Source organism: Novosphingobium indicum, from assembly GCF_014645195.1.
Classification (GTDB): domain Bacteria; phylum Pseudomonadota; class Alphaproteobacteria; order Sphingomonadales; family Sphingomonadaceae; genus Novosphingobium; species Novosphingobium indicum.
In genome coordinates this window covers 24,474-49,758 of the sequence record NZ_BMLK01000014.1, presented here as the reverse complement: position 1 = coordinate 49,758, position 25,285 = coordinate 24,474, and the positions used below count along the sequence as shown (strand labels likewise).

Here is a 25,285-nt window from a genome sequence, read left to right as displayed (position 1 = left end):
CGTTCCTTCCTGCGACCGGCGTGCCGAATCCTGCTTCGTGGCGGATCCGTTTCACTCCGGCTTTCTTCGCATACGCAATATAATTGTCGCGTTTTTTTCCCTTGTGTAACGAAGTGTTTCCATTGCACGCCGCTGCGATCTGTCATGAAAAGAAAGCCGGGCGGGCCGCATTGCGAGCCCGCCCGGAAGGTTGGGGGACCGGACGTGAGGGTGACCGGCCTCCAGGTGAACGTTGTCAGCCTCCGACCGGCAGCGGCCGCAGGATGGCTTCGTCGCCGGTGATGCGGTCCTTATGGCCGCTCTGGCGACGGCGCTGGATCCACTCGCTCAGCGTTTCCGCCGTAGTGTGGTCCATGGCCTTGACCTTGCCGAGATCGAGGTGAATGGGACGCCCCGCCGGCTGGCGTTCCAGCACGGAGTTGAGCTTGGTCAGGCCTACGAACGTGGCCGCACCATCGAGTTCCAGACGGGTTTCCTCTTCGCCGTCATGCTCATGCACCTTGAGACGCAGATCCTTGATGTGCGGCAGCAGTTCGACCACCGTCAGCGCCAGGCCGACGAGGACGCCGGTGAGCAGGTCGGTCGTGACGACGAGAATGAAGGTCACGGCCCAGACGGCAGCCGGCAGGAAACCATGCGCCTTGAACAGGTGACGGACATGCTTGAGGCTCACCAGCTTCCAGCCTGTAACCACCAGCACACCGCCCAGCGCCGCCATCGGCACTTCGGCCAGCAGCCAGGGAAGCACGGCAACGAAGCCGAGGATCCAGATGCCGTGAAGCATCGTCGAAAGACGGGTCTTGGCGCCGGCCTGAACGTTGGCCGAGCTACGCACGATAACGCCGGTCATCGGAAGCGCGCCCACAAGGCCGCACAGGAAATTGCCCACGCCCTGCGCGCTCAATTCCTTGTCGTACTTGGTGCGAACGCCGTCGTGCATGCGATCGACCGCCGCTGCCGAAAGAAGCGTCTCGGCACTGGCGATAAAGGCGATGGCGAGCGCGGCAACGATCAGCGAGGGGCTGGCGAGCGGCGCGAACCATTCCATCGACGTCGGCAGCGCAAAGGCGGCACCGATCGATTCCGGAACCTGAATGCGGGCAACGTTGAGGTCCATGCCCCAGGCAATGGCCGTGGCAGCCATGACGCCCAGCAAGGCACCGGGAACGAGCGACATCGCCTTGGGACGGAGTTTTTCCCACCCCATCATCACGACAATCGTCAGCACGCCGAGCGCGAGGGCAAGTTCGGTCGCGGCAACGTCGTTGAAGTCCAGGCCCAGCACGCGAGACGGCATCATCGCCATATTCTCGAGCCCGCTCGAAAGCGGCTTCTCGTCGAAGAGAATGTGGAACTGGCCGATAACGATCAGCGCACCGATACCCGCGAGCATGCCGTGAACGACAGCCGGGCTGATGGCACGAAACAGGCCGCCGAGCTTGAGCGCGCCGGCGACAAGCTGGAGAACGCCGGCCAGCAGCAGCACCGGACCGAGCGCTTCGAGCCCGTTTTCACGGACAAACTCGAAGACGATGACGGCGAGGCCGGCAGCCGGACCACTGACCTGCAGCGGAGAACCGGAAACGAGTCCGACGACGATCCCGCCGATAATGCCGGTCACCAGACCCTTTTCGGGCGGCACACCGGACGCGATCGCGATGCCCATGCAAAGAGGCATCGCGACGAGGAAAACGACGATGGACGCGGTGAAATCGCGCCCGAAATGGGCGAAGAGGCCTGTGCGCTCCTCGCCCGCTGTGGCGAGGCTCGCGCTCATTCGGCAGCCTCGGCGTACTCGGAAGCAATACGCTGACGGGCAGCAAGCGCGACAGGCAGATCACGATTTTCGCGCAGCGCCACGAATTCACCCGTATCGCCGTCGAGACCCAGCACCTGACCGGCGTGGATATCTACGAACCAGCCATGCAGTGTCATCTCGCCGCGCGCGATGGCTGCTGCCACCGAGGGGTGCGTGCGCAGGTGCGCGATCTGGGAGATGATGTTCTCGAGGCTGACCGCGCGAACACGCTCCTTGCCGCTCAGTTCGCCATGGCAAGTGCTGACGATGTGCTCGGCGGCGGCGCCGTGGCGCAACCAGGCAGCAACGTTGGGCATCGATTCAAGGCCCGTCGGATCGCTCAGCGCCTTCATCGCGCCGCAGTCCGAGTGACCGCACACGATGATGTCGCGCACGCCGAGTGCCGCAACTGCAAACTCAACGGTGGAAGTCACGCCGCCGTTCATGGTCGCATAAGGCGGGACCATGTTGCCGGCGTTGCGGCAGACAAACAGATCACCGGGCTGCGCCTGCATGATCTGCTCGGGAACGATGCGCGAATCTGCGCAGGAAATCATCAGCGCCTTCGGCTCCTGCCCATGGGTTGCCAGCTTGCTGAACAATTCGCCGTTGTCAGGAAAAATCGACTTCTCGAAGTGGAATACGCGGCCGATCAGCTCGTTCATGTCGGTCACCCTTTTCTTGTTATCTCGACACGGCAGCACGTTGCCACCGGGATAGGACAAGAGTTAGGTGGCGCGATTTTCCTCCATCGTGCGGAAACGTAACGAAGTTTTGCTGCAGCGCGTCAAACGCTCAATTCGGCGTCAACGGCAATCGGATCGTCGCGCGCAATCCGCCCTCCGGCCGGTTGCGCAAGTCCAGCGTGCCGTTTTCCATGCGAACGGCCTTGCGCACGATCGGCAGACCCAGCCCCATGCCGGCCGTGTCGCGGGCTCGCGATGTGTCGAGCCGGACGAAAGGTTGCAAGGCATCGGAAATGCGGTCTTCGGGAATGCCGGGACCATCGTCCTCGACCACGATTTCCGCCGCTCCGCCATCCTGACGGACATGAACGCGCGCATTCCCGCCGTAGTGAATGGCGTTCTCTATGAGGTTGGACAGTGCCCTGCGGATCGCCACCGGGCGCACGCGCACCACCAGACTTGATGCACCGGAATAGGTGGCATCCGCGCCTTGATCGGCGGCGGTATCCACCAGCGTTTCCGCCATCACCGCAATGTCCATGCGCTCGGGCGGAATGTTGCGACCGTCGCTGTCGACATAGGCCTGGAGCGATTCCAGCAACATGCGCATCTCGACGATGTCATGATTCAAGCCTTCGCGCACATCGGAATCGAGCGCACTGTCGTCGAGCCGCAGTTGCATGCGCGAAAGCGGCGTCTTGAGATCGTGACCGATAGCCAGCATCGTCTGGGTCCGATCGACCAGCGACTGGTGAATGCGCTCCTGCATTTCATTGAGCGCGCGAATAAGGCTGCGCAACTCGTCGGGGCCGCGCTCGGGCACTGGATTGGGCGGCCCCGAGCCCAGATTTCGAGCCGCGCCGATCAGATTGCGAAGCGGGCGCAATGTTGCCCGCAGCAATATCCAGGCAAGTACGATCAGCAGAAGCGTGGGCAGCAGCATGCTGATGATGCGCCCGACCGTAAGCGTCCAGGCGGCATGGGCGTGGGTGTGGAAGCGCAGCACGCTGCGATCGGTAAGTTGCAGCGATCCGCCGATGTTGCCCTTGCCCGGCATTTCCTCGAGGTGCAGCTCAAGGTCCGCATAGGCCAGCTCGGGTTCGATCTCGACCACCTGCGCGCGCAGGTTGGCAAGACCCAGCGAACCGCGCTGCCGCTCGCCGGGGGCCATCCAGTCGAGCGCAAAGCGCTCTGTGCTCAGTTCCGTCGCGAGGGCATCCCGCTTTTCGGTCGGGGCGCGCTCGAGCATGCGGGTGGACAGAACGAGGTTTTCGGCAATGCGTTCGGCATCGTCGCGGCGCAATTCGAAGGAGTTGGCACGGTCGAACAGGACCGAATTCGCCACAAAGTCGACGACGATCACCAACAGGAGAATACCCAGCAACCGCTCGGGCAGCCCCAGCCGCCGAAACATCGCAACCATGCGACCTGCCATCAGCCTCGCGTCACTTCCGCCTTGAACATGTACCCAACGCCGCGAACCGTCACGATGGGGGCTCGCAGCCCTCTGCCTGTAGCTTGCGGCGCAGACGGCTGACAAGCACGTCTATACTGCGGTCGGAACTGTCGCCGATGCGCGAACGCGAAAGCTCCATGAGCCGCTCGCGCCCAAGCACCCGCTGGGGATAGCCGAGAAAAGTGGAAAGCAGATCGAATTCCGCGCCGGTCAGATCGACGATGGCCCCGCTCGGAGAGCGAAGCTCGCGGCGCGCCAGGAACACCTGCCAGCCATCGAAACGGATGATGTCCGGCGTGCGGCTATTGTCGCCCCCGCGATCGGCCGTCGTTTCCATCCCGCCGCCACGCCGCAGCACGGCGCTGACACGCGCAGCAAGCTCACGCGTGCTGAACGGCTTGGCCAGATAGTCGTCCGCTCCGAGTTCGAGGCCGAGCACACGGTCTTCCTCGCTGCCCCGCGCGCTGACGAAGATAATCGGCACGTCGCTTTCACGCCGTAGCCGGCGGAACAGGTCGAACCCGCTCGTACCCGGCAGCATGATGTCGAGGACCACGAGATTCACGGCGGATTCCCGAAGGGTGACCCACATCTCGGCGCCGGTCGCGGCGGTAAGCACATTGAAGCCGCTCTGCCGCAGCGCACGAGCCGTCAACGTCCTCAAGGCCCCGTCGTCTTCGACCAGCAATATGGTCGGCGGAGCCATCATGGTTTCGTGGGGGAATTTGGGTGTGGATGCGAGCGTCATCGTCTCATTACTATTTTGAGTGCATATAGGTACGAGGGCGCGGTCAGGCAAACCGCACCCTCCATGAGCGAACTGATTTTATGTGCTGGAATGGTGCTCAATCGCCGCGCATCCGATCCACTGCCTTTACCAATCCTGCCGCCTCTGCAGGCGCCAGCCCTCCGGTGATCGAGCCGCCGTTCACGTCCTTGAAACGCAGCCGCCAGGGGGCGCGGCTTTCCGGGCGATAGGCCGCGGCTATTTCGGCCACGACATCGTCCGGAATTTCAAAGACGAAACGTGCATACTTGTTGCACGAAACGGGCGGATCGTCGGTGCCCGGACAGTCGTCCTGCCAGTGCTCCGCGAACAGGAGCTCGGCCTGTTCCAGGCGGCCGCCAGCCCGGTAGTTCACACCCACCATTTCCGGGCGATGTCCGGGATAGACCAGCTCGTGCCAGACCTGCCAACGCACCGCTCCGCTCTGACGGTCGACCAGAGCACGCAAGTGCACGTCGGTGGCATGCGCCCCCTCGATGCCCCGACCACGCTTCCAGGCCTTTTCCGTCGAGATCACGATATGCGGTTCGAGCATCTCGTCATCGATGTGGATGCGGTCCACGACTTCTGCCGGCGTAAGCTTTGCCAGTCCGCGCGGCAGTTCGTCATAGGCGGCTGCAACCCCGGCCCAACCCAGCGTGAAGCAGGTGGCCAGGGCAGCGAGGAGCGTCCTCACTCGGCCATCTCAGCACGGCTGTTGGCAGCCGCGAGAGCACGGGCTTCACGACGGTCCTGTTCGGCCTGCACGATGTGGTGGCGGCAAATCCGGCGCTTGGTGGGATCGGGATGGCATGCGGCCGGCAGGTTGGCCGTCTTGCTCTCCGCGCTGCGGGCAGGAAGCGCCGGGTGGCCCTTGAGGCTGCGTACGGTGTCTGCGCCGAAGGAAGCTGCGGGAGCTGCTGCGGGCGCCGAAAGCCCAGCGACAGCGAGAAGAATTGCCGAAATCATAACGGTCTCCATTTGCGATCTTGTTGTCGCTAATTAAGGGGACCTGCATTTCGCGCCTTGTTCGAAACCGTAACGAAATGTTTCCGGACAATTGCTTAGCAGCTATCGGGGTACGAGCGAGACACGCAACACCCCGGAACCTCGGGCAATTCCCACGTTACGCCCCCCAAGCGGAAGCGCGAAAACTGTTTCCAGGAAATTGCCGGGCAAGCAAATCCAGCTTGCCCGGCAGCCTTTCAGCAACAAATCAGGCGATGGCTTCCTCACCATCGAGCGTTACGCGATGCATCACGCGTCCGCTGTCCATCGGATAGGGCTCGACCCGGTGCAGGACACCGCAATTGTCCCAGACAATCATGTCGCCCACGTTCCATTCGTGACGATAGACGAAACGGGGCTGCGAAGCCCAGGCCTTGAGTTCGGCTAGCAGGGCATCGCTTTCGGCCCGGTCCATTCCTTCCACCCAGTCCGCGCTCGATCCCAGCAGCAGCGACTTGCGCCCCGACCGGTGGGTCCAGACGAGCGGGTGGCGGTGGATGTGGAAGTTGGCCCAGTCCGCTTCCATCTCGGGCGTAACCTCTTCGTGGACGCCGCGCTGCGTGCCTTCCATCGTATGGGCAACCTTGAGGTCGGCGATCTGCGCCTTCTTGTCCTCAGGCAGCTCTTCGTACGCTGCATAGGTATTGGAGAACTCGGTCTGCCCGCCGACTTTCGAGAGAACACGGCCGGTCAGTACCGTCCCGCGGGCGGGAATGCGGTCGTTCCAGCCGTCGAAGTGCCATAGCACCGTTCCCTTGAGGTACTTTGCGGTGGCCGTAACCTTTTCGTCCAGGCTGATCTTGTGCAGGCCGCGCTCGCCCTGATCGGTCGGGGTGCCGATGGTATGCGCAAAGGTGCGCTGCTCTTCATCGGTCATGTTGACCTGCGGGAATACGAGAACGCCGCGCGCCTCGAGCAGTTCGCGAAGCTCCGCCGCGCGGCTTCCGTCGAGCAGGATGGCCTTGTCGGCTTCCACGCGGGTACCGATAAGCGGCGTCAGGTCGGTTGTCTGAAAAGTCACCTTGGCTTTCTCCCATGAACGTCAAAGGCCCGCTCCGGCCGGGAGGCGAGAAGCGGTAGGATCGCGTTTGATCCTGTCATCCAACAATCCGCGTCCGGCGACTTGCCCATTTCGGACAGGCGCCGCCGTTCAGTCGGATCGACCTGCCCTGCGCTGGGTCGGAGATACTGCCAGCTGCTGCCGGCAGAAGCGCGTCATGGCGGATTGCTCGGCGAAGCCCAGCCTTTCGGATATCTCGGCAATCGGCAAGGCGGTCTGGTCCAGATAGTGGATCAGAAGATCGCGCCGGACCTCGTTCTTGATCTGCCGGAAAGACGTTCCCTCACCCCGCAGCTTACGATGCAGGGTACGGGGATGCAGCCCCAGTTCTTTCGCCACGTCCGGGTCAGTGCAACGCTCACTGGAGAGAAGATGCATCACCAGCCCGCGCACGCGAGCGTGGAGCGGTGGTTCGTGCTCTGCAAATGCCCCGTTGATCCGCGCGATCACGCGACGGCATTCCGACGGGTCGGAGGCGACGATAGGGCTGGCGAGAACCTGTTCACCATAGACGATCGCATCCGCCGCCTGCCCGAAGCGCACCTCGCTCCCGAAATTCGCGCGGTAGACCGACGGCGCGGACATAGGCAGGTGGCGAAAGTCCACCCGTCGCGCCCGCGCCAGACCCGCCGTGGCATCGAGGCGGGTGAGGTATTCGATCAACAGGATCTGCTCGATCGCCTGACGCCTGTCCGGCACGCCTTCGATGAGGATGTCATGCCCCACCGTCACCGTCTCCTCGGCCGGGCACCGTTGCAGCCATATTCCGGCGGCAAGGCTGTGCGCATAGCTGTGATCCAGCACATGCTGCAGCGCCTCGCCCAGCGTAGCCGAATTGCGGAAGAGCTGGAGCAAAGGAGACTGGATGCCCCCTGCCTGCAGCTTGGCCAGGCGCATCCCCAGATCGGGGCAGTCGAGATCCTTCGCCGCGACGGCCAGCAGCGATACCATCTGCCGATAGCTGACGGTCCAGTCGCCGCGCCCGGCCGCGCCCGGATAGATTCCGACCTGGCCCAGCATCGCGTCCGGCTCTCCGCCGAGACCACTCACAAGATCGGGAAAGAACCAGAGTATGCGCGGGTCGACCCGGTCGAACCGTATCGTTCCAGCCTGTTCGATTGCGCTCAGGTCATCCACCGGGGTCATCTCGCCATCCGCGGTAGAGCTGCGCCGTCGGGATGGGAAGGTCTGCTCAGGGCCGGACGGGTCAGATTGCGGAGCGTTCCTGCGCAATGATCGCGCTGGCGACATTGTCCGGCAGACCCGCCGACAGGAGCAGCGCTTCGGACAGCTTGAGTCCGGCCTCCGTCGCTTCGGGAACGGCAAGCTCGGCCCCGGCCATGGTCAGCGCGCGGGCATGCGCCGGGTCCTTGGCCCGGGCGTAGATCGGCAGGTTCGGGTGGGACCTGTGGAGCGCGGAAACGACGGCCTCTGCCCCGCCACGCTCGTCGATGGTCGAAACGAAAGCGATAGCATTGCTGACGCCGACCTGATCGAGCAGCCGATCGTTGCTGGCATTGCCGAAATGTATCGGCACGCCTGCTCTGCGTTCGCGCGCGACCAGTTCGGCGTCGGAATCGATGACCAGATAGGGGATACGCTGATCCTCCAGAACCTTGCCAATGGCCCTGCCGACCCGCCCGAAACCGCCAATCACCACGCGGCGTTCGGCGGAATCGCCGTCCTTCGGCAGGGTATGCTCCGCGTTCGCATGGGTGAGCCAGTTCCCGATGCGCCGGCCCACTGCCGCGAGGCCTGGCGCCGCGAACATGGAGATGACCACTACGGGGATGATGAACTGCGCCGTCGGCGGGGTGAGCACGCCCAGACCGGCCCCGGCCCCCACCGCGATCAGCGCGAATTCCCCGCCCTCCCCGAGCAGAACCGCCACTTCGGCAGAGACGGCGAGCGAATGGCCGAACAGGCGCGCCAGAACGAACAGCACCGCCGCCTTGAGCACGATCAGCCCGGCCGCAGCCGCGAAGATCAACCCGATCTGGTCCCACACGGCCGCGACATCCAGCCGCATGCCCACGGAAAGGAAGAAAAGCGCCAGCAACAGTCCCTTGAAGGGCTCCATGTCGTTGTGGATCTGATGGCGATATTCAGTTCCGGCGAACAGCAAACCGGCGAGAAAGGCGCCCAGTGCCATCGACAACCCGGCCATGGCCGTGAGCGCAGACGTGCCGATGATCAGCAGCAGAACGCAGGCCATGAAAAGTTCCTGGCTCGCGCTGCCGCCCGCATAGCGCAGTACCGGCTTCACCAGGAAACGCCCCGCCAGGAAGATCGCGAGGATCACGGCGAAGGCTTCCCCGAATGCCGTCAGCGCCGCGCCGCCGGTCGAACTGCCGTGCCCGGCCAGAACGCCGACAAGAAACAGAATGGGCACCACCGCGAGATCCTGCATGAGCAGGACCCCGAAAGCCGCGCGGCCGGGCGAGGAACTCAGCCGCATCTGCTCCGAGAGCAGCTGGACGACGATGGCGGTGGAAGACAGGGCAAGGCTCAAGCCAAGCAGCACGGCGGTGGAAACGTCGCTGCGATAGAAATAAACAATCGTGCCTATAGCGGCGGCACTGACGAGGATCTGGGCCGAACCGAGCCCGAACACGTCCTTGCGCATCGCCCATATCTGCCGGAACGACATCTCCAGCCCGATACTGAAGAGCAGGAAGACGACGCCCAGCTCTCCTATCGCCTCCACGCCTTCGGTGCGGGTGATGACGATGAGGTCTAGCTTGGGCACGAACGCGGTAAGGCGGCCCAGACCGTAGGGCCCGATCAGCAGGCCGATACACAGAAAGCCCAGCACCGGGCTGATCCGCAGCCGGCGTACCAGCGGCATGATCAGTCCTGCCGCGGCCAAAAAGATCAACATCTCGCGCAGATAGGGTATTTCGGCGTGCACCCGTTCGTCCTTGTCCGTTTCCCTTGGGGCAGCGCTGCGATCGTTCACGCCCCGAACCGCCGCCCTAGACTATCGCGCGCCTGCAAACACGCCCAGCCGCGCAGGCAGCAAAGATTTGTCACTTGTCATCCCATTGCGGGCACGCGAGTCTCGACGCGCAATCCGGTCTGCGCAATGGCAGGTCAATGCATGGGCCAGCCAGCCGGGTCTGGCCGAACTGGCCCGCCCGTCTCATTGACCGTCCGCAATGATCGGCATGCCTCCTTGCGGCAGGCATGGGTTTCGAAAACACACGGATCACGGCGAGAGAACAGGTCATGCCCAAAAATCACCATCCCATCCTCGTCGCTACCGATCTGAGCGCCCGCTCTGACCGGGCGGTCGACCGCGCCGTTTTCATGGCCGCGAAGTGGGATACCCGGCTTATCGTCCTGCATGCGATAGAGCCCGGCTCGCGCCTCGATAAGCACCCGGAATTGTCCGACAAGGCGATCCGCGACGTCCTGCCCGATCCCACCGCTGACGTGGAGATCCTGCCCTCGGTCGGTCCCGCGCCCACGCTGGTGACCGAGGCGGCGAAGTCGGCGGAGTGCGGTTTGATCGTGACCGGCGTTGCGCGCTACAACACGATGGGCGACTTTTTCACCGGCACGGCGGTCGATCACATCGTGCGTCATGCCGATGCGCCGGTGCTGGTCGTCAAGCAGCGGTGCCATGCCCCCTACCGCTCGATCCTCGTCGCAACAGACTACTCCACATGCTCGCGCGAGGCCTTGCTGAAGGCGGCGGAGATGTTTCCCGAGGCGACCATCCAGCTCGTCCATGCCTATCACGTTCCCTACGAGGGATGGCTGCGGGCGGACGACAACAAGCAGGCCGCGACGCAGGACGCGGAAAAGGACCTGAATGCCTTTCTGCGGGATTCCGCCATTCCCGATGCCGTGCGCGAACGGACCCGCATCCGTATCGGCTATGGCGAAACCACCCGCGTCGTTTCCGACATGGCGCTGGAAGACGGCGTCGATCTCGTCGTGATCGGCACGCATGGCCGCACCGGCCTGATCCAAGCGACAATCGGCAGCATGGCCGAATCCCTGCTCGAATGCGTCCAGGCCGACACGCTCATGGTGCGTGAAAAGAAGAAGTAGCCTTATGCCCGCCCTGACGGCCTAGGCGCGCGGCGTTCCGCGCCCGAGGCCGATGCGGGCCGGATAGCGGAACGTCAGACGCATCTGCTTTTCGACTTCCATCATCCCGAAGAACACCACACCTAGCCCGACGATCAGCAGGCCGTCGCCGAACGGCACTGCCTGGGTTCCGAAGACGGTCTGCAAGGCCGGTACATAGGTGATCGCGAACTGTGCCACCGTTACCACCAGCACGGCGGCCCAGACGTATGGCGTGCCTCGTACGGCGGACAGCGTCAGCGACGGGCCGTGAATGTTGCGGATGAAGAACAGGTTGAAGATCTCCAGCACCACCAGCGTGTTGACGGCCATCGTCTGGGCCAGCGGTTCGGGGTATCCCTTGTCCAGCGCGTAGAAGAAAATGCCCAGAACGCCGACGACGAACAGCATCGAGACGAGCAGGATATGCCAGATCAGCTCGCCGGTGAGCAGCGGCGCGTCGCGCGGACGCGGCGGGCGGCGCATGGTCCCCGGCTCGGTCGGTTCGAATGCGAGAGCAATCCCCAGCGTGACGGCGGTGATGAGATTGACCCACAGGATCTGCACCGCGGTGACGGGCAGCACGATCCCCGCGAACAGTGCAACCACGACGGTCATCGCCTCGCCCGCATTGGTGGGCAGGGTCCAGCTGATGACCTTCTTGATGTTGTCGTAGACCGTGCGCCCTTCGCGCACGGCAGCGGCGATCGATGCGAAGTTGTCATCGGCCAGCACCAGCTCGGCGGCTTCCTTCGCCGCCTCGCTGCCCTTGAGCCCCATGGCCGTCCCGGCATCGGCGCGCTTGAGCGCGGGCGCATCGTTCACGCCGTCCCCGGTCATGGCGACCGTGAGGCCGCGCGCCTGCAAGGCGGACACCAGCCGCAGCTTGTGCTCGGGCGAGGTGCGGGCGAAGACGTCGGTCTCCACCACGGCATCGGCCAATTCGCCGTCGGACATGCCCTCGATATCGGCGCCGGTAAGCACGCTGCCGGTATTGTGCAGCCCGATCTGCGCGGCGATGGCCAACGCGGTGGCGCCGTGGTCTCCGGTGATCATCTTCACGCGAATGCCCGCTTCATGGCATTCGGCGACCGCGGCGATAGCCTCCGGACGCGGCGGATCGATCAGACCGACCAGCCCGATGAACACCAGCTGCCGCTCGAGATCGGCGCTATTGAGCACCGTGTCGTCCTGCTGCATCGGACGCGATGCCAGCGCAATCACGCGCATGCCCTGCGCGGCGAGGGCCTCGATGCTCTCCTGCCAGTATTCGGCATCGACAGGTTCGATCCCCCCTCCTCCGTTCCGCTGGCCCGAACACATCGGCAGCACGGCTTCGGGCGCCCCTTTGACATCGACGAAGGCATGGCCCTCGTGATCGTGATGCAGCACGGCCATGTAACGGTGGGCGGCATCGAAGGGGATTGCGTCGGTCCGCGCAAAACCGGCCCACGACGCGCCGGACCCGGCCGAGACCTTTTCCGCCAGGGCAATCAGCGCGCCCTCCATGGGATCGCCTTCGACCTGCCAGTCGCCATCGGCGCAGACCAGTTCGGCATCGTTGCAGAGACGGGCCGCGCGGGCGAATTCGTGCAGGATCGGAGCGCCGGCCGCATCTACCGGACGGCCATCCCCGGCATGCACGGCACCCGCGGGGGCATAGCCGTCGCCTTCGACCGAGAATTCACTGTCGGCAGAGACCAGCGCGGTCACCTGCATCTCGTTGCGCGTCAGCGTGCCGGTCTTGTCGGTGCAGATCACCGAGACCGAACCCAGCGTCTCGATGGCCGGCAGCCGCCTGACGATGGCGTTGCGCCGCGCCATGCCCTGCACGCCCACGGCAAGGGTGATGGTCAGGACCGCCGGCAGCCCCTCTGGGATGGCCGCGACGGAAAGGCCGACAACGACCATGAAGACTTCTCCGAACGGCATATGCCGGACGAAGACGCCGAACGTCAGCAGGCATGCCCCCACCATCAGGATGAACAGCGTCAGCCAGCGCGCGAAGATGTCCATCTGCCGCACGAGCGGCGTGGTCAGCGTTTCCACTTTCGCCAGCATCGAACTGATGCGCCCGATCTCGGTGGCATCGCCGGTGGCCACGGCCAGCCCGCGCGCGGTTCCGGAGACTACCAGCGTGCCGCTGAACAGCATCGGCGTGCGATCGCCGAGCGCAGCGTCGGGATGAACCGGGGCCGTCCCCTTGTCCGCCGGCACGGACTCGCCGGTCAGGATCGCCTCTTCCGCCTTCAAGCCCCGCGCCTCGATCAGACGCAAGTCGGCCGGAACACGGTCTCCGGCCTCCAGCAGCACCACGTCGCCCGGCACGAGCGCATCCGCCTGGATGGTGCGCCGCGCGTTTTCGCGCAGGACGGAAGTGTGCGGTGCCAGCATTCCGCGGATCGCGGCCATGGCATTTTCCGCGCGCCCCTCCTGAATGAAGCCGATCACCGCATTGGCCAGAACGACCGCGAGGATCACCGCCGTGTCGACAAGGTGCCCGAGCACGGCCGTGACCGCCGAAGACGCCAGCAGGACGTAGATGAGAATGTTGTGAAAGTGCGTGAGGAAACGCAGGATCGGGTTGCGTCCGGGCGCTTCGCGCAGCCGGTTCGGGCCATGCCGGGCCAGCCGTTCCTCCGCCTCCGATTCCGTGAGCCCCTGCGGCCGTGATCCGAGCGCACCGAGCACACTGTCGATCGGCTCCGCGTGATGGTTCTGGCGATTCTCGTCGGGCATCGCTTGGCGTGCTCCTCGATGGCGGCAGACGTTTCGTACCGTGTGCCGGCAAAGCATAAGTGCTTCGGGCAACAGGTACAGCGTCGCACGTCGGCATCCGATCCCGCAACCGCGAAGATGCGCTTTCGCTTTATGATTCGAGGGAGAAACAATCGGCCACACAGCACCGCGCGTTGCCGAGAAAACCGCCGCTGCCGGGGTGCCCGAAGGCAAAAATCAGTGCTGTTTCTGAAACTGCCTGGTGCGGTCGAGAAGACTCGAACTTCCACGGGCTTTCGCCCACAACGACCTCAACGTTGCGCGTCTACCAATTCCGCCACGACCGCTAAATCAACGGGGCCGGATCGCATCCGCCCCGTGGCAGGAGCGCGCCATTAGCAAAGGGATTCGGGGGCCGCAAGCGAGTCGCGAACAATATTTTCCAGAATCTTTCGTTATCTGCCGAAAAGCCGCAATTGCAGGGCACGCTGCACGGCTATCACCGAAGCCTCAGTCGGGCTTCCAGCCGATCTCTGCCGAAGAGGCTGCCTTGGGAATATCGGTCAGCGCCTCGTTGATCGTGATCGTCTCGCCGGGCGCGAGCTTGCGCTTGGGCGGAACCACTTCCTTCTCATAAACGATGCGGTCGCGCTCGTCGCGCAGCACCACGAGCAGCGAGGGCACATAGCGCGCTTCGCTGCCGATGTTGCTGACCGTTCCGCTGACGCTGAAGAACTCGGTGCCATCGGGCAGCGGCTTGCGATCCTGCCGGTTGCGCGGGAAATCGAGCTGCAGGTCGGGCTCGCCCTGCTGGAAGGTCGAATGCGGAACCGGAACCCAGTCGGGCAGACCGCCCCAGGCGATAGCCCCCGCGAGACCCAGCGTGACGACGGCGAAGATACCGGCGGCATAAGTCCCGATCTTCGTCCAGTTGCGCCGACGGCGGAACGGAGGCGCAAAATCGAAATTGGAATGCGCCTCGTCGGCATAGGGCTTGATCTGGGTGTCGTCGTAATAGACCGGTGCCTTGCGCTCCGCCTTCCTCGGCGGCGGCGGGGGAGCCGGAAGCGGCCCGAAGTCGGGCTCGTCCTCGCGACCGGGAGCGACCGGCGCCGGGGCTTTTTCCGGCGCAGTCTTCACCTCGGCTTCGGGCTCGCGCCAGGGCGCGGGCTGCTCGCGCGGAGGCGCCGGAGGGGGCGCAGCCTCGGCGGGTGCTGGAGCCGGTTCGAACGGGACCTCGGGCCCTTCCTGAAACCAGCTATGACGGCACTTCGCGCACCGCACGGTGCGGCCTTCCACGCCGATGGCGCTATCCGGCACGGCATAGCGCGTAGAACAGGCAGGGCAGGCGATAATCATGACGACATCCATAAGCACGGATGTTTCACGCGCGACAAGCTATCGCGCTGTGGGTTCGCGGCCTAATGCCCTTTTTTCCACATACATTGATCGTTATAGGCCGTGCGACGCCCGTTCGGACCAACACGGACACAGTAGAATTACGAACATGACCGCGGACGGGGAAATCATCCACTTCGACAATGTCGGCCTGCGCTACGGCACCGATCGTGAGGTGCTGAGCGACCTGACGTTCACCTTGTTTCCCAGCCGCTTCTACTTCCTCACCGGAGCCAGCGGCGCGGGCAAGACGTCGCTGTTGCGCCTGCTCTATCTGGCCCAGCGCCCCTCGCGCGGCGCGATCCGCATGTTCGGCACCGATGCGATAACGATGCCCCGCAGCCGGCTGCCGCAGCTTCGCCGCCGGATCGGCGTGGTCTTTCAGGACTTCCGGCTGATCCAGCACTTATCCGCATTCGACAACGTGGCGCTGCCGCTGCGCGTCGCCGGCCACCGTGAAGAAGACCTTGCCGCACCGGTGCGCGATATTCTCGACTGGGTAGGCCTGGCCGACCGCCTCGACGCCAAGCCTGCGACGCTTTCCGGCGGTGAACAGCAGCGCGTGGCCATTGCCCGCGCGGTGATAGCACGCCCCGCCATGCTGGTGGCGGACGAACCGACCGGCAACGTCGACCCCGACATGGCACTCAAGCTGATGCGCCTGTTCGAGATGCTCAACCGGCAGGGGACGACCGTTGTGGTCGCCACCCACGACCTCGACCTGCTGCGCAAGGTGCCCGACAGCCTGATCATGCGGCTCGACCGTGGCCGGCTTTCCGATCCCACCGGAGCGCTACGCTATCCGCCGAGAAAGCCGGCCTGATGGTGCGCCGCCTGTTCACCGGAAGGGACACGGAGCTGATCCCGCAAGGCCGCATGTCCGGCCCGATGCCCTGGGTCATTGCCATCATGGTCGCGATGACGGCGATTGCGCTCGCGGCGGGACTGGCGCTGGGTAATGCAGTCTCGTCCGCCAAGGCCGAGATCGAAGGCGGCGTGACCGTCCAGATCATCGAGCCCCGCGCCGATATCCGCCAGAAAGAAGCCGAAAGCGCTGTCGCCGCGATCAAGACCATGCCCGGTGTCGCAGGGCTAAGGCTGGTCCCGCAGGCGGAGCTGGATGCCCTTATCGAACCCTGGCTCGGCACCGGCATTGCCAATGCCACCGGATCCGCAATCCCGGTCCCGTCGCTGATCGACGTGCGATTGAAAGGCCCCGCCACGCCAGCAGCGCTCTCCGCCATTGAACAAAGGCTGAAACCCGTCGCGCCCTCGGCCCGCGTCGATGCGCAGTCGAACTGGCTGAAGCCGGTCTTCAACGCCATGGTCTCGCTGCAGGTGCTGGCCATTGCCATCGTCGCGCTGCTTGCTCTGGCGCTGACTGCCGCAGTGCTGCTGGCGGCCCGCACGGCGCTGGGTACCAACCGCGATACGATCGAGATCGTCCATCTGCTGGGCGGCACCGATGCGCAGGTCGCCCGCGTCTTCCAGCGCTCAATCGGTTACGACGCGGCGGGCGGCGGTGCAGTAGGGCTGGCACTGGCGCTGGTGGTCATCCTGGTGCTGGCACGGCGGTTTGCGGGCCTTGGCGCCGGGCTTGTAAACAATGGCGCGCTGACGTGGGGCGACTGGCTGCTGCTGGCGCTGGTCCCGGTTCTCTCCACGCTGCTTGCCATGGTTACTGCACGGCTTACGGTTCTCCACGCCCTGCGTAAGATGCTATAATACACACAAGCCCTATATAGCTCCTGCAATGTTTCGTCGCTTCGCCGCCTTTATCGTGCTGATCTGGCTCTTCGGGTTCCTGTGGTTCGCCATCGCGCTGCCGGGGCCCTTGCCGACCAGTGTCCGCACCGACGCCATCATCGTCCTGACCGGCAGCCAGGGACGGATCGAACATGCGCTTGACGTGTTGAGAGCGAACAGCGCGCCGCGCCTGCTGGTTTCCGGGGTCGACCGCGAAGTGAAGCCCCGCGAGTTTGCAGCCGAATTCGACGTTGCGCCGCGCCTGATGAAGTGCTGCGTCACGCTGGGGTACCAAGCCTACGACACGCGTTCCAATGCCGTCGAGACGGCGCAGTGGGTAAAGCGGCATCGCGCCCGTTCGATACGGCTGGTGACGGCGGACTGGCACATGCGCCGCGCCACACTCGAACTGCGCCGCGAACTACCGCAAGGCGTCAGGGTGGAGCATGATGCCGTGCCTTCGCAGCCCAGCCTTGGCGCGCTGCTGCTCGAATATCACAAGCTGATCGCGCGCGTGGCGCTTAACCTGGCCGGACAGTAATGCGCACCACTCCCGCCGACGTTCTGCGCAGCCTCGCGTTCTACGCTGCATTCTATCCCGGCACGGTCGTGTTCGTGCTGCTCACCCTGTTCTTCACGCCGATCAGCGAAAAGGCCATGCGCTGGAGCGTCCACGGCTGGTCCTGGTATCACCGCCTGTGCGCGCGGTGGCTGCTGGGGATCAAGGTCGTTATCGAGGGTGAGATGCCCAACGAGGGACTGCTCGTCGCCGTGAAGCATGAAAGCTTCTTCGAGGCGATCGACCTGCCAAATCTCATGGACTGGCCCGTGCCCTTCCCCAAGATCGAACTGGCCGAAATCCCGGGATGGGGACGCGCGGCAAGGCAATACGGCATCGTCGCGGTCGAACGCGAGCAAGGCGCAAAGGCGTTACGCAAGATGGTGGCAGACGCGCGTACCTTCGCCGCGCAGAACCGCCCGCTCGTCATCTTTCCCGAGGGCACACGGGTTCCGTCAGGCGAGCACGGGCAACTGCAATCCGGCTTTACCGGGCTCTACAAGCTGCTCCGCCTGCCGGTCGTCCCGGTGGCCGTGAACAGCGGGCGGCTTTACCATCGACGCTGGAAGAAGCCGGGTATCATCACGGTGCGAGTTGGCCAGCGCATCGAACCGGGTCTTCCGCGCGCCGAGATCGAGGCGCGGGTGGAAGCAGCAATCAACGCCCTGAACGACTGACCCAGAGCGCTCGCCGTGCCCACTCGCAGGCCTCCTAGACTTCGCTGACCTCGACTGACTGTTCCTGCAGTTCCACAGCCCCGAAGCTGGTCAGGAACGATACGTCGGCAGCATCGCGCCCCACGCCGATCTTGGCGATGCTCTCGGATCGGGCCATGCGCGTGGGATCGACCATGTGCCACGCACCATCCAGAAACACTTCGGCAACGGCGTGGAAGTCCTGTGGCTCGACGCCGATTCCGTAGACACTTGCAAACCGGGCGGGAATGGCGCTGGCGCGGGTCAGCGCGATCATCAGGTGGGCATAGTCGCGGCAAACGCCCTTGTGGCTGTGAAAAGTGTCTATCGCCGTCGTCATGGCATCGCTCGATCCCGGCTCATAGCTCAGCGTTTGGGCAATCCAGTCCCGCAAGGCTGCCACACGCGCACCGCCTTCGGTTCCTGCAAACTCGCTGTTCACGAAGTCCTGAAACAGGTCGGCGGGACAATAGCGTGATGCCAGCAGGTAATCGACGGTCTCGCCCGGCAGCATGTGCGGCGGGGTTCGCTGCAGTGTATCGACATCTGCAATCAGGCGATTGATCTCGACCACGCCGCGATAGCGCACCTTCAGTGGCTGCGAGAGCCTGAGCCAGATACGGTCACCGATATCGGCCTGCCCCGGAACACGGGCAAAATGCTCGAACTCGGGCAAGTCGATATGCGCGCTTAGCACCGTCTGCTCGGGGATCATGGCCGCTTCGATTTGAAGCAGGACGTCGACCGGCCCCGGCACCGCATATTCCAGTCGGGTTTCAATCGCAATTTTCATGGGCAGCCTCGCTGGAAATCCGGAATGTACCGGCTCAATTCCCGAAACCGTCGCAGGCTCCCGCCTGGACCGGGAATTTCAGCCTGTATGGCCTTGAACGCCTTCGTGATCGCCGCGACCGAAGTCGGGGCGCGAATCGTCCTGCCCCTCTTCGATGATCGAGCGGCGGATCGCTCGGGTACGCGCGAAGTGTTCGAACAGGGTATCGCCGTCGCCGATGCGGATGGCGCGCTGCAGAGCGGTAAGGTCCTCGGTGAAGCGCTGCAGCATGGTGAGCACCGCTTCCTTGTTGGAGAGGAACACGTCGCGCCACATCGTCGGATCCGAAGCGGCAATGCGAGTAAAGTCGCGGAAGCCGCCCGCCGAATACTTGATGACTTCGCTCTGCGTCACGTCCTCCAGATCGGAGGCGGTGCCAACGATGGTGTAGGCGATCAGGTGCGGCAGGTGGCTGGTCACCGCAAGCACCAGATCGTGGTGCTCGGCGGTCATGATCTCGACGTTGGCGCCCAGCGTTTCCCAGAACTCGACAAGCGCGCTCAGCTTGACAAGGTCGGTATGCTCGGGCGGGGTGACGATGCACCAGCGATTGCGGAAAAGGTGCGCAAAGCCCGCGTCAGGTCCGGAATTCTCGGTACCGGCAACCGGGTGGGCGGGAATCACCAGATGATCGGGCAAGGCCTCGCCCAGCGCCTTGGCGACGGCCTGCTTGCTCGAGCCGACATCGCTGACGAGGGCATTCGGCGCTATTCCATCGCGCACGGCGGCCGCGGCATCGCCCATCACGCCGGGCGGCACGCAGAAGATCACCAGATCGGCATCGCGCACGGCCTCGCCCGCGGTATCGCACACCTTGTGGACCAGCCCCCGCTCCGCCGCACGGGCGCGGGACTCGGGGGAAATGTCGTATCCGGTAGTGGCGATCTTCGGCAGGAACTCCTGCACGGCAAGCCCGATGGAGCCGCCCTGCAGGCCCAGGCCGATAATCGCGAGCCGCTGAAAACTCACCGCGCCGCCTCCGCCATCTCGCGCAGGGCCGTGGCTATCGCGTCCATGTCCTGCGGGTGCCCGATGGTGATCCGCAGGCCGTGCGGAAGCCCCTGATTGGGCAGCCAGCGCACGATGTAGCCGCGGTCGGCCAGCCCTTCGAAGGCCGTCTCGGCACGGAGCGCGCCTTCGAACAGGATGAGCACGAAGTTCGCCTGGCTTGGCAAGGCGCGCAGGCCGTGGTTGCCCATCGCCTCGATCTGCTCGACGAAGCGCGCCCGCTCGTCGCGATTGTGCACGCGTGCCCGTTCGACAAAGGCCATGTCGTCGAGAGCCGCGGCGGCCATCGCCTGCCCCGTGCTGGAGACGTTGAAAGGCCCGCGGATGCGATTGAGCGTGGCGACGATACCCGGCGCGCCCGTGCCCCAGCCGATCCTTTCGCCGGCAAGTCCGAAGATCTTCGAGAACGTGCGCGTCACCAGCACGTTTTCATGCGCTTCCGCGAGAGCCATGGCCCCGTCATCATCCTCGGGCGCAACATATTCGCCATAGGCCTGATCGACGACGAGCAGCACATCGGCAGGCAGAGCGGCATGGAGACGGGCGATATCGCCCTTCGGCAGGAAAGAGCCGGTCGGGTTGTTCGGGTTGGCGATGAACACGACGCGGGTCTTGTCCGTGACCAGCGCCAGCAGCGCGTCGACATCGGTGCCATAATCGGCGTCGGGCGCGACCACCGGCGTGGCGCCGCAGCGGCGTGCGGCGATGTCGTAGACCGAAAAACCGTAGCGAACGTAGATCACTTCGTCGCCCGGACCGGCATAGCCCTGTGCCGCCAGATTGAGCAGTTCGTCCGACCCGGTGCCCATGACGATGCGTGCGGGATCGATCCCGTGCAGTTCGCCGAGCCGCGACCGCAGGGCCTTGCTGTCGGGGTCCGGATAGAGCGCAGGTGCGTTCGCCCGCGCCGCGAGCGCCAGTTCGCTGGTGCCGAGCGGGTTCTCGTTTGCCGAAAGCTTGATCAGCGGGCGCCCATCCTTGCCGGCCGACTTGCCCGGCACATAGGCATGGATCGCCTCGATCCAGGGCTTGGGCTGGGGCGAACGGTTGCGGGTCTGGATTTCGGTCATGACGGGCGCGCCTTTAACGCAGCGCGTGGCCGAATGACAGGGAGAATGCGGCCCTCAATCGACATGCAGCGATTGACTTGGGCCCGGCTGTCCCCCACTTGGCAACACCAAGATGGCAACCGCCCAGATTCACGACGAGAGCGAAGTGCTCGAACTGGACGAACCGCTGCCGCTTGATGGCGGACAGAGCCTGTCCGGCGTGCGCATCGCCTATGAAGCCCACGGCAAGCTGAATGCAGCGAAGGACAACGCGATCCTGATCTGCCACGCGCTGACCGGCGATCAGTATGTCGTTTCCAACCATCCCAAAACCGGCAAGCCCGGATGGTGGGCCCGCATGGTCGGTCCCGGCAAGCCGATCGACACCAACAAGTTCCATGTGATCTGCGCCAATGTGATCGGTTCGTGCATGGGCTCGACCGGCCCGGCCAGCCTTGCGCCCGACGGCGAGCCCTGGGCCATGCGCTTTCCCGTAATCACCATCCGCGACATGGTCCGCGGCCATGTCGCCCTGCTCGATTCCCTCGGGATCGAGCAGTTGCACGCCGTGGTGGGCGGTTCGATGGGCGGAATGCAGGCGCTTTCGCTGGCGGCGAATTTTCCGGAACGCTCGAGGGCCTTTCTGGTGCTCGCCTCGACCGCGCGCCACTCGGCACAGAACATCGCTTTCCACGAAGTCGGCCGGCAGGCGATCATGGCCGATCCAGAGTGGCAGGAAGGCAACTACTACCACGCCGACGAGGGCCGCGGTCCCGAAAAGGGCCTTTCGGTGGCGCGCATGGCCGCGCACATCACCTATCTTTCCGAAGAAGGCCTGACTGCCAAGTTCGGCCGGCGCCTGCAGGACCGCGAGCAGAAGACCTTCGGTTTCGACGCCGATTTCCAGATCGAGTCCTATCTGCGGTATCAGGGCCTCTCGTTCACCGGCCGCTTCGACGCCAATTCCTATCTCTACATCACGCGCGCCATGGACTACTTCGATTTGGCCGAGGAACATGGCGGCCGGCTCGCAAACGCTTTCTGTCAGTCGAAGGCCCGGTTCTGCCTCGTCAGTTTCGACAGCGACTGGCTCTATCCCACGTCGGATTCGCGCAATGTCGTCAAGGCGCTCAATGCCGCCGGCCTGCCTGTGAGCTTCGTCGAGCTTTCGGCTCCCTTCGGGCACGATTCCTTCCTGCTGGAAGTGCCTGCGCTCGATCACGTGGTGGAAGGGTTCCTCAACCAGTGAACGCCGACATCAGCGCCCTGCGTCCCGACCTTGCCGTCATCGCCGACAACGTCGCCCCGGGGTCGCGCGTTCTGGACGTGGGCTGCGGCGATGGCACGCTGATGGCAGCCCTGCGCGACACGAAGCACTGCGATGCTCGCGGCATGGAACTGGTACCGGCAAACGTCGGCGCATGCGTCGCCAAGGGCCTTTCGGTCATTCAGGGCGACGCCGACACCGATCTGGCTTTCTATCCCGACAAGTCGGTCGACTACGCGATCCTCTCGCAGACGCTGCAGACCACGATGTACCCGGGCATGGTGCTCGATGAACTGCTGCGCATCGGCCACCAGGCCTTCGTGAGCTTTCCGAACTTCGCCCACTGGCGCGGGCGGCTCTCGCTGCTGTGGAACGGCCGCATGCCGGTGACGCGTCTGCTGCCGGAAGCCTGGCACGAAACGCCCAACATCCACCACCTGAGCGTAAATGACTTCAGGGCGCTTCTGAAAGAGCGCAACATCAACGTCGAGGGCTGCTGGTTCCTCTCGGGCGACACCCGTTGCAGCCCGGCCGCCGCGAACTTCCGCGCCGAGCACGCCATCTTCCTGCTTTCTCGCCCTATTTGACAGGTTCCGCCTGCGGTGGACGGTTGTTCTGCCGGTTGGCGGCAAAACTCGCGCCGATAAAGCCGAATGTCGCGGCCGCGGCGATGGTCGCTCCGGCTCCCGGGTAGGCATTGCGAAACGGCGATCCGCTTCCGTTGCCCGCCGCATAGAGCCCGGTGATCGGCTGATGGTCGCGATCGAGCACACGCGCGTTGGCATCGGTCATGAGCCCGCCGTTCGTGCCGAGGTCTCCCGGACGCAGCACCGCCGCCCAGAACGGCGCATGGCGGATCTCTCCCAGGCTCGGATTGGGGCCATGGTTGGGATCGGCCCAATAGCGGTCGTAGTCGGTCTCGCCTCGCTGGAAATCGAGGTCCCTGCCCGCGCGGGCGAACCCGTTGAAACGCTCGATCGTCTCTTCCAGCGCCTGCGGATCGAGGCTGCATTCACGTGCCAGGTCCGCGATCGTATCGGCCCGCTTCAGGAAGCCGTTGGCCATCATCTTTTCGCGGATCGCCTTCTGCGACAGTTCGGCGAAGATGTAGCGCTTGAGAAAGCGCCCATCCATGATCAGCCAGTGGCGCTCTTTGGCGGCGCCGTTTTCATACATCGCCTTGCCCGTCGCCATGTAGGAGCGCGCCTCGTTGAGATAGCGCCGTCCCTGCGCATTCACGATCAGGCTGCCCGGCAGCGCGCGCAGGCCAAGCGCCAGGCCGTTCTGCCCTTCGCTGACCTGGATCGAGGGCATCCACCAGCAATCATCGGTCAGTTCGCTGTCCGCGCCGATGCTGCTCGCCGCAACGAAGGCATCGCCCTCGTCTTCGGGAATGGCATTGGTCCATGTCTCGTCCCGCCCCTGCAGGGACTTGCGCAGCGCGGCATTGCGCGCGAAGCCGCCAGCCGCGAACAGCACACCCGCCGGCGCCTCGATCCGCTCGCGCACGCCGCCGCTTTCCACGATCACGCCCGTGACCGAGCCCTGCTCTACTACAAGCTCGACCAGCCGCGTGGACAGCCGCACCGGAATGCCGCGCCTGACGGCAATCCGCATCAACGAAGCCGCCAGTGCCCGCCCGTTGCCGAGCGGCTTCTGGCCGACAAGCGTGCGCAGCTTGTGACCGATCGCCGTGCGCGCCCCTTCCAGAAACAGCCCGAAACTCGTCCAGGTGCGCGTGAGCGTGCCAAACTGGCCGCTGTGGATCGCCGGCATGTCGAGCTCGGAAAGCCGCATGGTCTCGAACTGCGGACCGAGCTTGCGCCCATCGAGCGGTGCCGATTCCAGCGTGCGGCCTTTCCCGTGCCCCGGGGTGCCGGGATAGTAGTCGGGGTGATCGGAACTGCGGATCCAGCTCACCCCCTCCTCGCCCAGCATGCGCGCCATTTGCGGCGCATTCTCCAGGAAGGCATCGGCCTTGGAGACTTGCCGCTCGTCGGCATCCTCACCGATCAGCGCATGAACATAGGCCCGGGCGTCGGCGGCGGAGTCGGGCTCACCCTGCGCCGCCATCAGGTCGTTGCCGGGAACCCAGAGCACACCGCCCGAGGTGGCGGTGGTCCCGCCCCAGTGATCGGCCTTCTCGATGATCAGCGGGCGCAGCCCCCTGCGGCTGGCGGTAATCGCGCCGACGAGTCCGGCGGCACCGCTGCCGATCACGATGAAATCGAAAGTGTCCTCGCCCAAGGCCTGTCCCATCCTTCCCTCTCCATGAGAAGGAAGGAATAGGGATCAAGGCGAAGGGCCTGCGACCCTTACTTATGACAGGTAGCGCAGCTTTTGCCGCATCATCCCATCTGCAGACCGAAGTAGGCCCCCAGCTTGTTGCCGTCCGGATCGCGCAAGTAGGCCCCGAAGGCACCGCGCGCCTGCGGCTTCGCTTCCGCGTCGCCCTCGCTGGTGCCGCCATTGGCAAGCCCTGCGGCATGCCAGGCCTTCACGGCATCCTCGCTCGGCGCCTCGAAGATGATCGTCCCGCCATTGGCGAAGGTGCACGGCTGGCCGTCGCGCGCAGGACCGAGCAGGAACTTCACGCCACCCAGATCCCACATGACGATGGGATATTGCTCGGGCGTGGAGCACTCGTCCACGCCCAGCGCAGCGAAGGTCGCATCATAGAACGCGCGGGTCTTGGCGAGGTCGTTCGATCCCAGCCGGATGGATTTCAGCAGCATGTCTTTTCCTCTCCCTTGTGGCTTTTCGTCAGCCCATCGCGTGCATGGCACAAAGCTTGTTGCCGTCCGGATCGCGCAGATAAGCGAGGTAGAGCTTGCCGAACGGAAACTCGCGCACGCCCGGCGGGTCTTCGCAGCTTGCACCGCCCGCTTCGCAGCCGGCCTTGTGCCAGGCATCGACGACTTCCGCGCTGTCGCACGAAAAGCCGATCGTGCCGCCATTGGCATAGCTCGCCGATTCCCCGTTGATGGGCCTGCAGATCATGAAATTCGCGCCCTTGTTCGAATAGGCGACGCGGCCGCCCTCGATATCGGCCATGATCGGCGTCGCCCCCAGAGGCTCGAAGACGGCGTCGTAGAAGGTCTTTGCCTTGGCAAGATCGTCGCTGCCGACACAGATGTGGCTGTACATAGGCTCTCCGCTTTC

The 25,285-nt window shown here is 64.5% G+C and carries 23 protein-coding genes, 1 tRNA gene and 1 pseudogene; 7 read left to right on the top strand and 18 right to left on the bottom strand.

Annotated features, from left to right (window positions below):
• Window positions 1-235 precede the first annotated feature (235 nt).
• The 9 genes and pseudogenes from IEX64_RS15075 to IEX64_RS15035 form a co-directional block, all read right to left on the bottom strand.
• A complete protein-coding gene (locus IEX64_RS15075; RefSeq protein WP_188820816.1) occupies window positions 236-1,777 on the bottom strand; it encodes a SulP family inorganic anion transporter in 1,542 nt (513 codons plus the stop codon).
• Window positions 1,774-2,463, bottom strand: coding sequence for a carbonic anhydrase (locus IEX64_RS15070; RefSeq protein ID WP_188820815.1), 690 nt, complete (start codon window positions 2,461-2,463; stop codon window positions 1,774-1,776). Before IEX64_RS15070 ends, IEX64_RS15075 begins: the two co-directional genes overlap by 4 nt.
• Window positions 2,464-2,593: 130 nt before the next feature.
• A complete protein-coding gene (locus IEX64_RS15065; protein WP_229710413.1) occupies window positions 2,594-3,907 on the bottom strand; it encodes an ATP-binding protein in 1,314 nt (437 codons plus the stop codon).
• An 11-nt stretch (window positions 3,908-3,918) separates the two neighbouring features.
• Window positions 3,919-4,646: pseudogene (locus tag IEX64_RS15060) on the bottom strand (response regulator transcription factor).
• A gap of 139 nt (window positions 4,647-4,785) precedes the next feature.
• Window positions 4,786-5,403, bottom strand: coding sequence for a hypothetical protein (locus tag IEX64_RS15055; RefSeq protein WP_188820810.1), 618 nt, complete (start codon window positions 5,401-5,403; stop codon window positions 4,786-4,788).
• The gene (locus tag IEX64_RS15050) at window positions 5,400-5,675 is read right to left on the bottom strand and encodes a hypothetical protein (RefSeq protein ID WP_188820808.1); all 276 of its coding nucleotides are present in this window, start codon (window positions 5,673-5,675) and stop codon (window positions 5,400-5,402) included. Before IEX64_RS15050 ends, IEX64_RS15055 begins: the two co-directional genes overlap by 4 nt.
• Before the next feature lie 247 nt (window positions 5,676-5,922).
• Window positions 5,923-6,735, bottom strand: coding sequence for a TauD/TfdA dioxygenase family protein (locus IEX64_RS15045; RefSeq protein ID WP_188820805.1), 813 nt, complete (start codon window positions 6,733-6,735; stop codon window positions 5,923-5,925).
• Window positions 6,736-6,864: 129 nt separating this feature from the next.
• Window positions 6,865-7,920, bottom strand: a complete 1,056-nt coding sequence (locus tag IEX64_RS15040; RefSeq protein WP_188820803.1) for an AraC family transcriptional regulator — start codon at window positions 7,918-7,920, stop codon at window positions 6,865-6,867.
• A 61-nt stretch (window positions 7,921-7,981) separates the two neighbouring features.
• Complete coding sequence (locus tag IEX64_RS15035; protein WP_188820801.1) at window positions 7,982-9,733, bottom strand: cation:proton antiporter domain-containing protein; 1,752 nt, start codon at window positions 9,731-9,733, stop codon at window positions 7,982-7,984.
• Window positions 9,734-10,002: 269 nt separating this feature from the next.
• Between IEX64_RS15035 and IEX64_RS15030 the strand changes: the two genes are divergently transcribed.
• A complete protein-coding gene (locus tag IEX64_RS15030) occupies window positions 10,003-10,833 on the top strand; it encodes a universal stress protein (protein ID WP_188820799.1) in 831 nt (276 codons plus the stop codon).
• Between the two features lie 21 nt (window positions 10,834-10,854).
• Here the strand turns inward: IEX64_RS15030 and IEX64_RS15025 are convergent, their stop codons facing one another.
• The 3 genes from IEX64_RS15025 to IEX64_RS15015 all read right to left on the bottom strand — a co-directional run bounded on the left by IEX64_RS15025 (window position 10,855) and on the right by IEX64_RS15015 (window position 14,928).
• The gene (locus IEX64_RS15025) at window positions 10,855-13,590 is read right to left on the bottom strand and encodes a cation-transporting P-type ATPase (RefSeq protein WP_188820797.1); all 2,736 of its coding nucleotides are present in this window, start codon (window positions 13,588-13,590) and stop codon (window positions 10,855-10,857) included.
• Between the two features lie 239 nt (window positions 13,591-13,829).
• Window positions 13,830-13,916 (bottom strand) — tRNA-Leu (locus tag IEX64_RS15020).
• A gap of 163 nt (window positions 13,917-14,079) precedes the next feature.
• Entirely contained in the window at window positions 14,080-14,928 is an 849-nt protein-coding gene (locus tag IEX64_RS15015; protein ID WP_188820795.1) for a zinc-ribbon domain-containing protein, read from the bottom strand.
• Window positions 14,929-15,076: 148 nt separating this feature from the next.
• Between IEX64_RS15015 and ftsE the strand changes: the two genes are divergently transcribed.
• The 4 genes from ftsE to IEX64_RS14995 are packed head-to-tail and all read left to right on the top strand — an operon-like array spanning window position 15,077 to window position 17,949.
• Window positions 15,077-15,790, top strand: coding sequence for a cell division ATP-binding protein FtsE (ftsE, locus tag IEX64_RS15010; protein WP_188820793.1), 714 nt, complete (start codon window positions 15,077-15,079; stop codon window positions 15,788-15,790).
• On the top strand, window positions 15,790-16,692 hold the full coding sequence (locus IEX64_RS15005) for a cell division protein FtsX (RefSeq protein WP_188820791.1): 903 nt from the start codon (window positions 15,790-15,792) through the stop codon (window positions 16,690-16,692). Before ftsE ends, IEX64_RS15005 begins: the two co-directional genes overlap by 1 nt.
• Before the next feature lie 28 nt (window positions 16,693-16,720).
• The gene (locus IEX64_RS15000) at window positions 16,721-17,254 is read left to right on the top strand and encodes a YdcF family protein (protein WP_188820789.1); all 534 of its coding nucleotides are present in this window, start codon (window positions 16,721-16,723) and stop codon (window positions 17,252-17,254) included.
• Entirely contained in the window at window positions 17,254-17,949 is a 696-nt protein-coding gene (locus IEX64_RS14995; RefSeq protein ID WP_188820787.1) for a lysophospholipid acyltransferase family protein, read from the top strand. The genes IEX64_RS15000 and IEX64_RS14995 overlap by 1 nt, the downstream gene beginning before the upstream one ends.
• Window positions 17,950-17,983: 34 nt before the next feature.
• On the opposite strand, the gene IEX64_RS14990 is transcribed toward IEX64_RS14995, so the two are convergent.
• The 3 genes from IEX64_RS14990 to hisC form a co-directional block, all read right to left on the bottom strand.
• The gene (locus IEX64_RS14990; protein WP_188820785.1) at window positions 17,984-18,760 is read right to left on the bottom strand and encodes a transglutaminase-like domain-containing protein; all 777 of its coding nucleotides are present in this window, start codon (window positions 18,758-18,760) and stop codon (window positions 17,984-17,986) included.
• 78 nt (window positions 18,761-18,838) lie between these two features.
• Window positions 18,839-19,768: a prephenate/arogenate dehydrogenase family protein gene (locus IEX64_RS14985; RefSeq protein WP_188820783.1), complete on the bottom strand. Its 930-nt coding sequence runs from the start codon at window positions 19,766-19,768 to the stop codon at window positions 18,839-18,841.
• On the bottom strand, window positions 19,765-20,877 hold the full coding sequence (gene hisC, locus IEX64_RS14980) for a histidinol-phosphate transaminase (RefSeq protein WP_188820781.1): 1,113 nt from the start codon (window positions 20,875-20,877) through the stop codon (window positions 19,765-19,767). Before hisC ends, IEX64_RS14985 begins: the two co-directional genes overlap by 4 nt.
• A gap of 112 nt (window positions 20,878-20,989) precedes the next feature.
• Here hisC and metX point away from each other — a divergent pair, with 112 nt between their 5' ends.
• Together metX and metW are read left to right on the top strand one after the other, a co-directional pair.
• Window positions 20,990-22,105 carry a homoserine O-acetyltransferase MetX gene (metX, locus tag IEX64_RS14975; RefSeq protein ID WP_188820779.1) on the top strand — a complete coding sequence of 372 codons (1,116 nt, stop codon included), beginning with the start codon at window positions 20,990-20,992 and terminating at the stop codon, window positions 22,103-22,105.
• Window positions 22,102-22,710, top strand: a complete 609-nt coding sequence (gene metW, locus IEX64_RS14970) for a methionine biosynthesis protein MetW (protein WP_229710411.1) — start codon at window positions 22,102-22,104, stop codon at window positions 22,708-22,710. Before metX ends, metW begins: the two co-directional genes overlap by 4 nt.
• Here metW and IEX64_RS14965 read toward each other — a convergent pair.
• From IEX64_RS14965 to IEX64_RS14955, 3 genes are all read right to left on the bottom strand, one after another.
• Complete coding sequence (locus IEX64_RS14965) at window positions 22,703-24,382, bottom strand: FAD-dependent oxidoreductase (RefSeq protein ID WP_188820777.1); 1,680 nt, start codon at window positions 24,380-24,382, stop codon at window positions 22,703-22,705. The two genes, metW and IEX64_RS14965, sit on opposite strands and share 8 nt — an antisense overlap.
• A gap of 89 nt (window positions 24,383-24,471) precedes the next feature.
• Window positions 24,472-24,858 carry a VOC family protein gene (locus tag IEX64_RS14960; RefSeq protein WP_188820775.1) on the bottom strand — a complete coding sequence of 129 codons (387 nt, stop codon included), beginning with the start codon at window positions 24,856-24,858 and terminating at the stop codon, window positions 24,472-24,474.
• A gap of 28 nt (window positions 24,859-24,886) precedes the next feature.
• The gene (locus IEX64_RS14955) at window positions 24,887-25,270 is read right to left on the bottom strand and encodes a VOC family protein (RefSeq protein WP_188820773.1); all 384 of its coding nucleotides are present in this window, start codon (window positions 25,268-25,270) and stop codon (window positions 24,887-24,889) included.
• Between the last annotated feature and the right edge of the window lie 15 nt (window positions 25,271-25,285).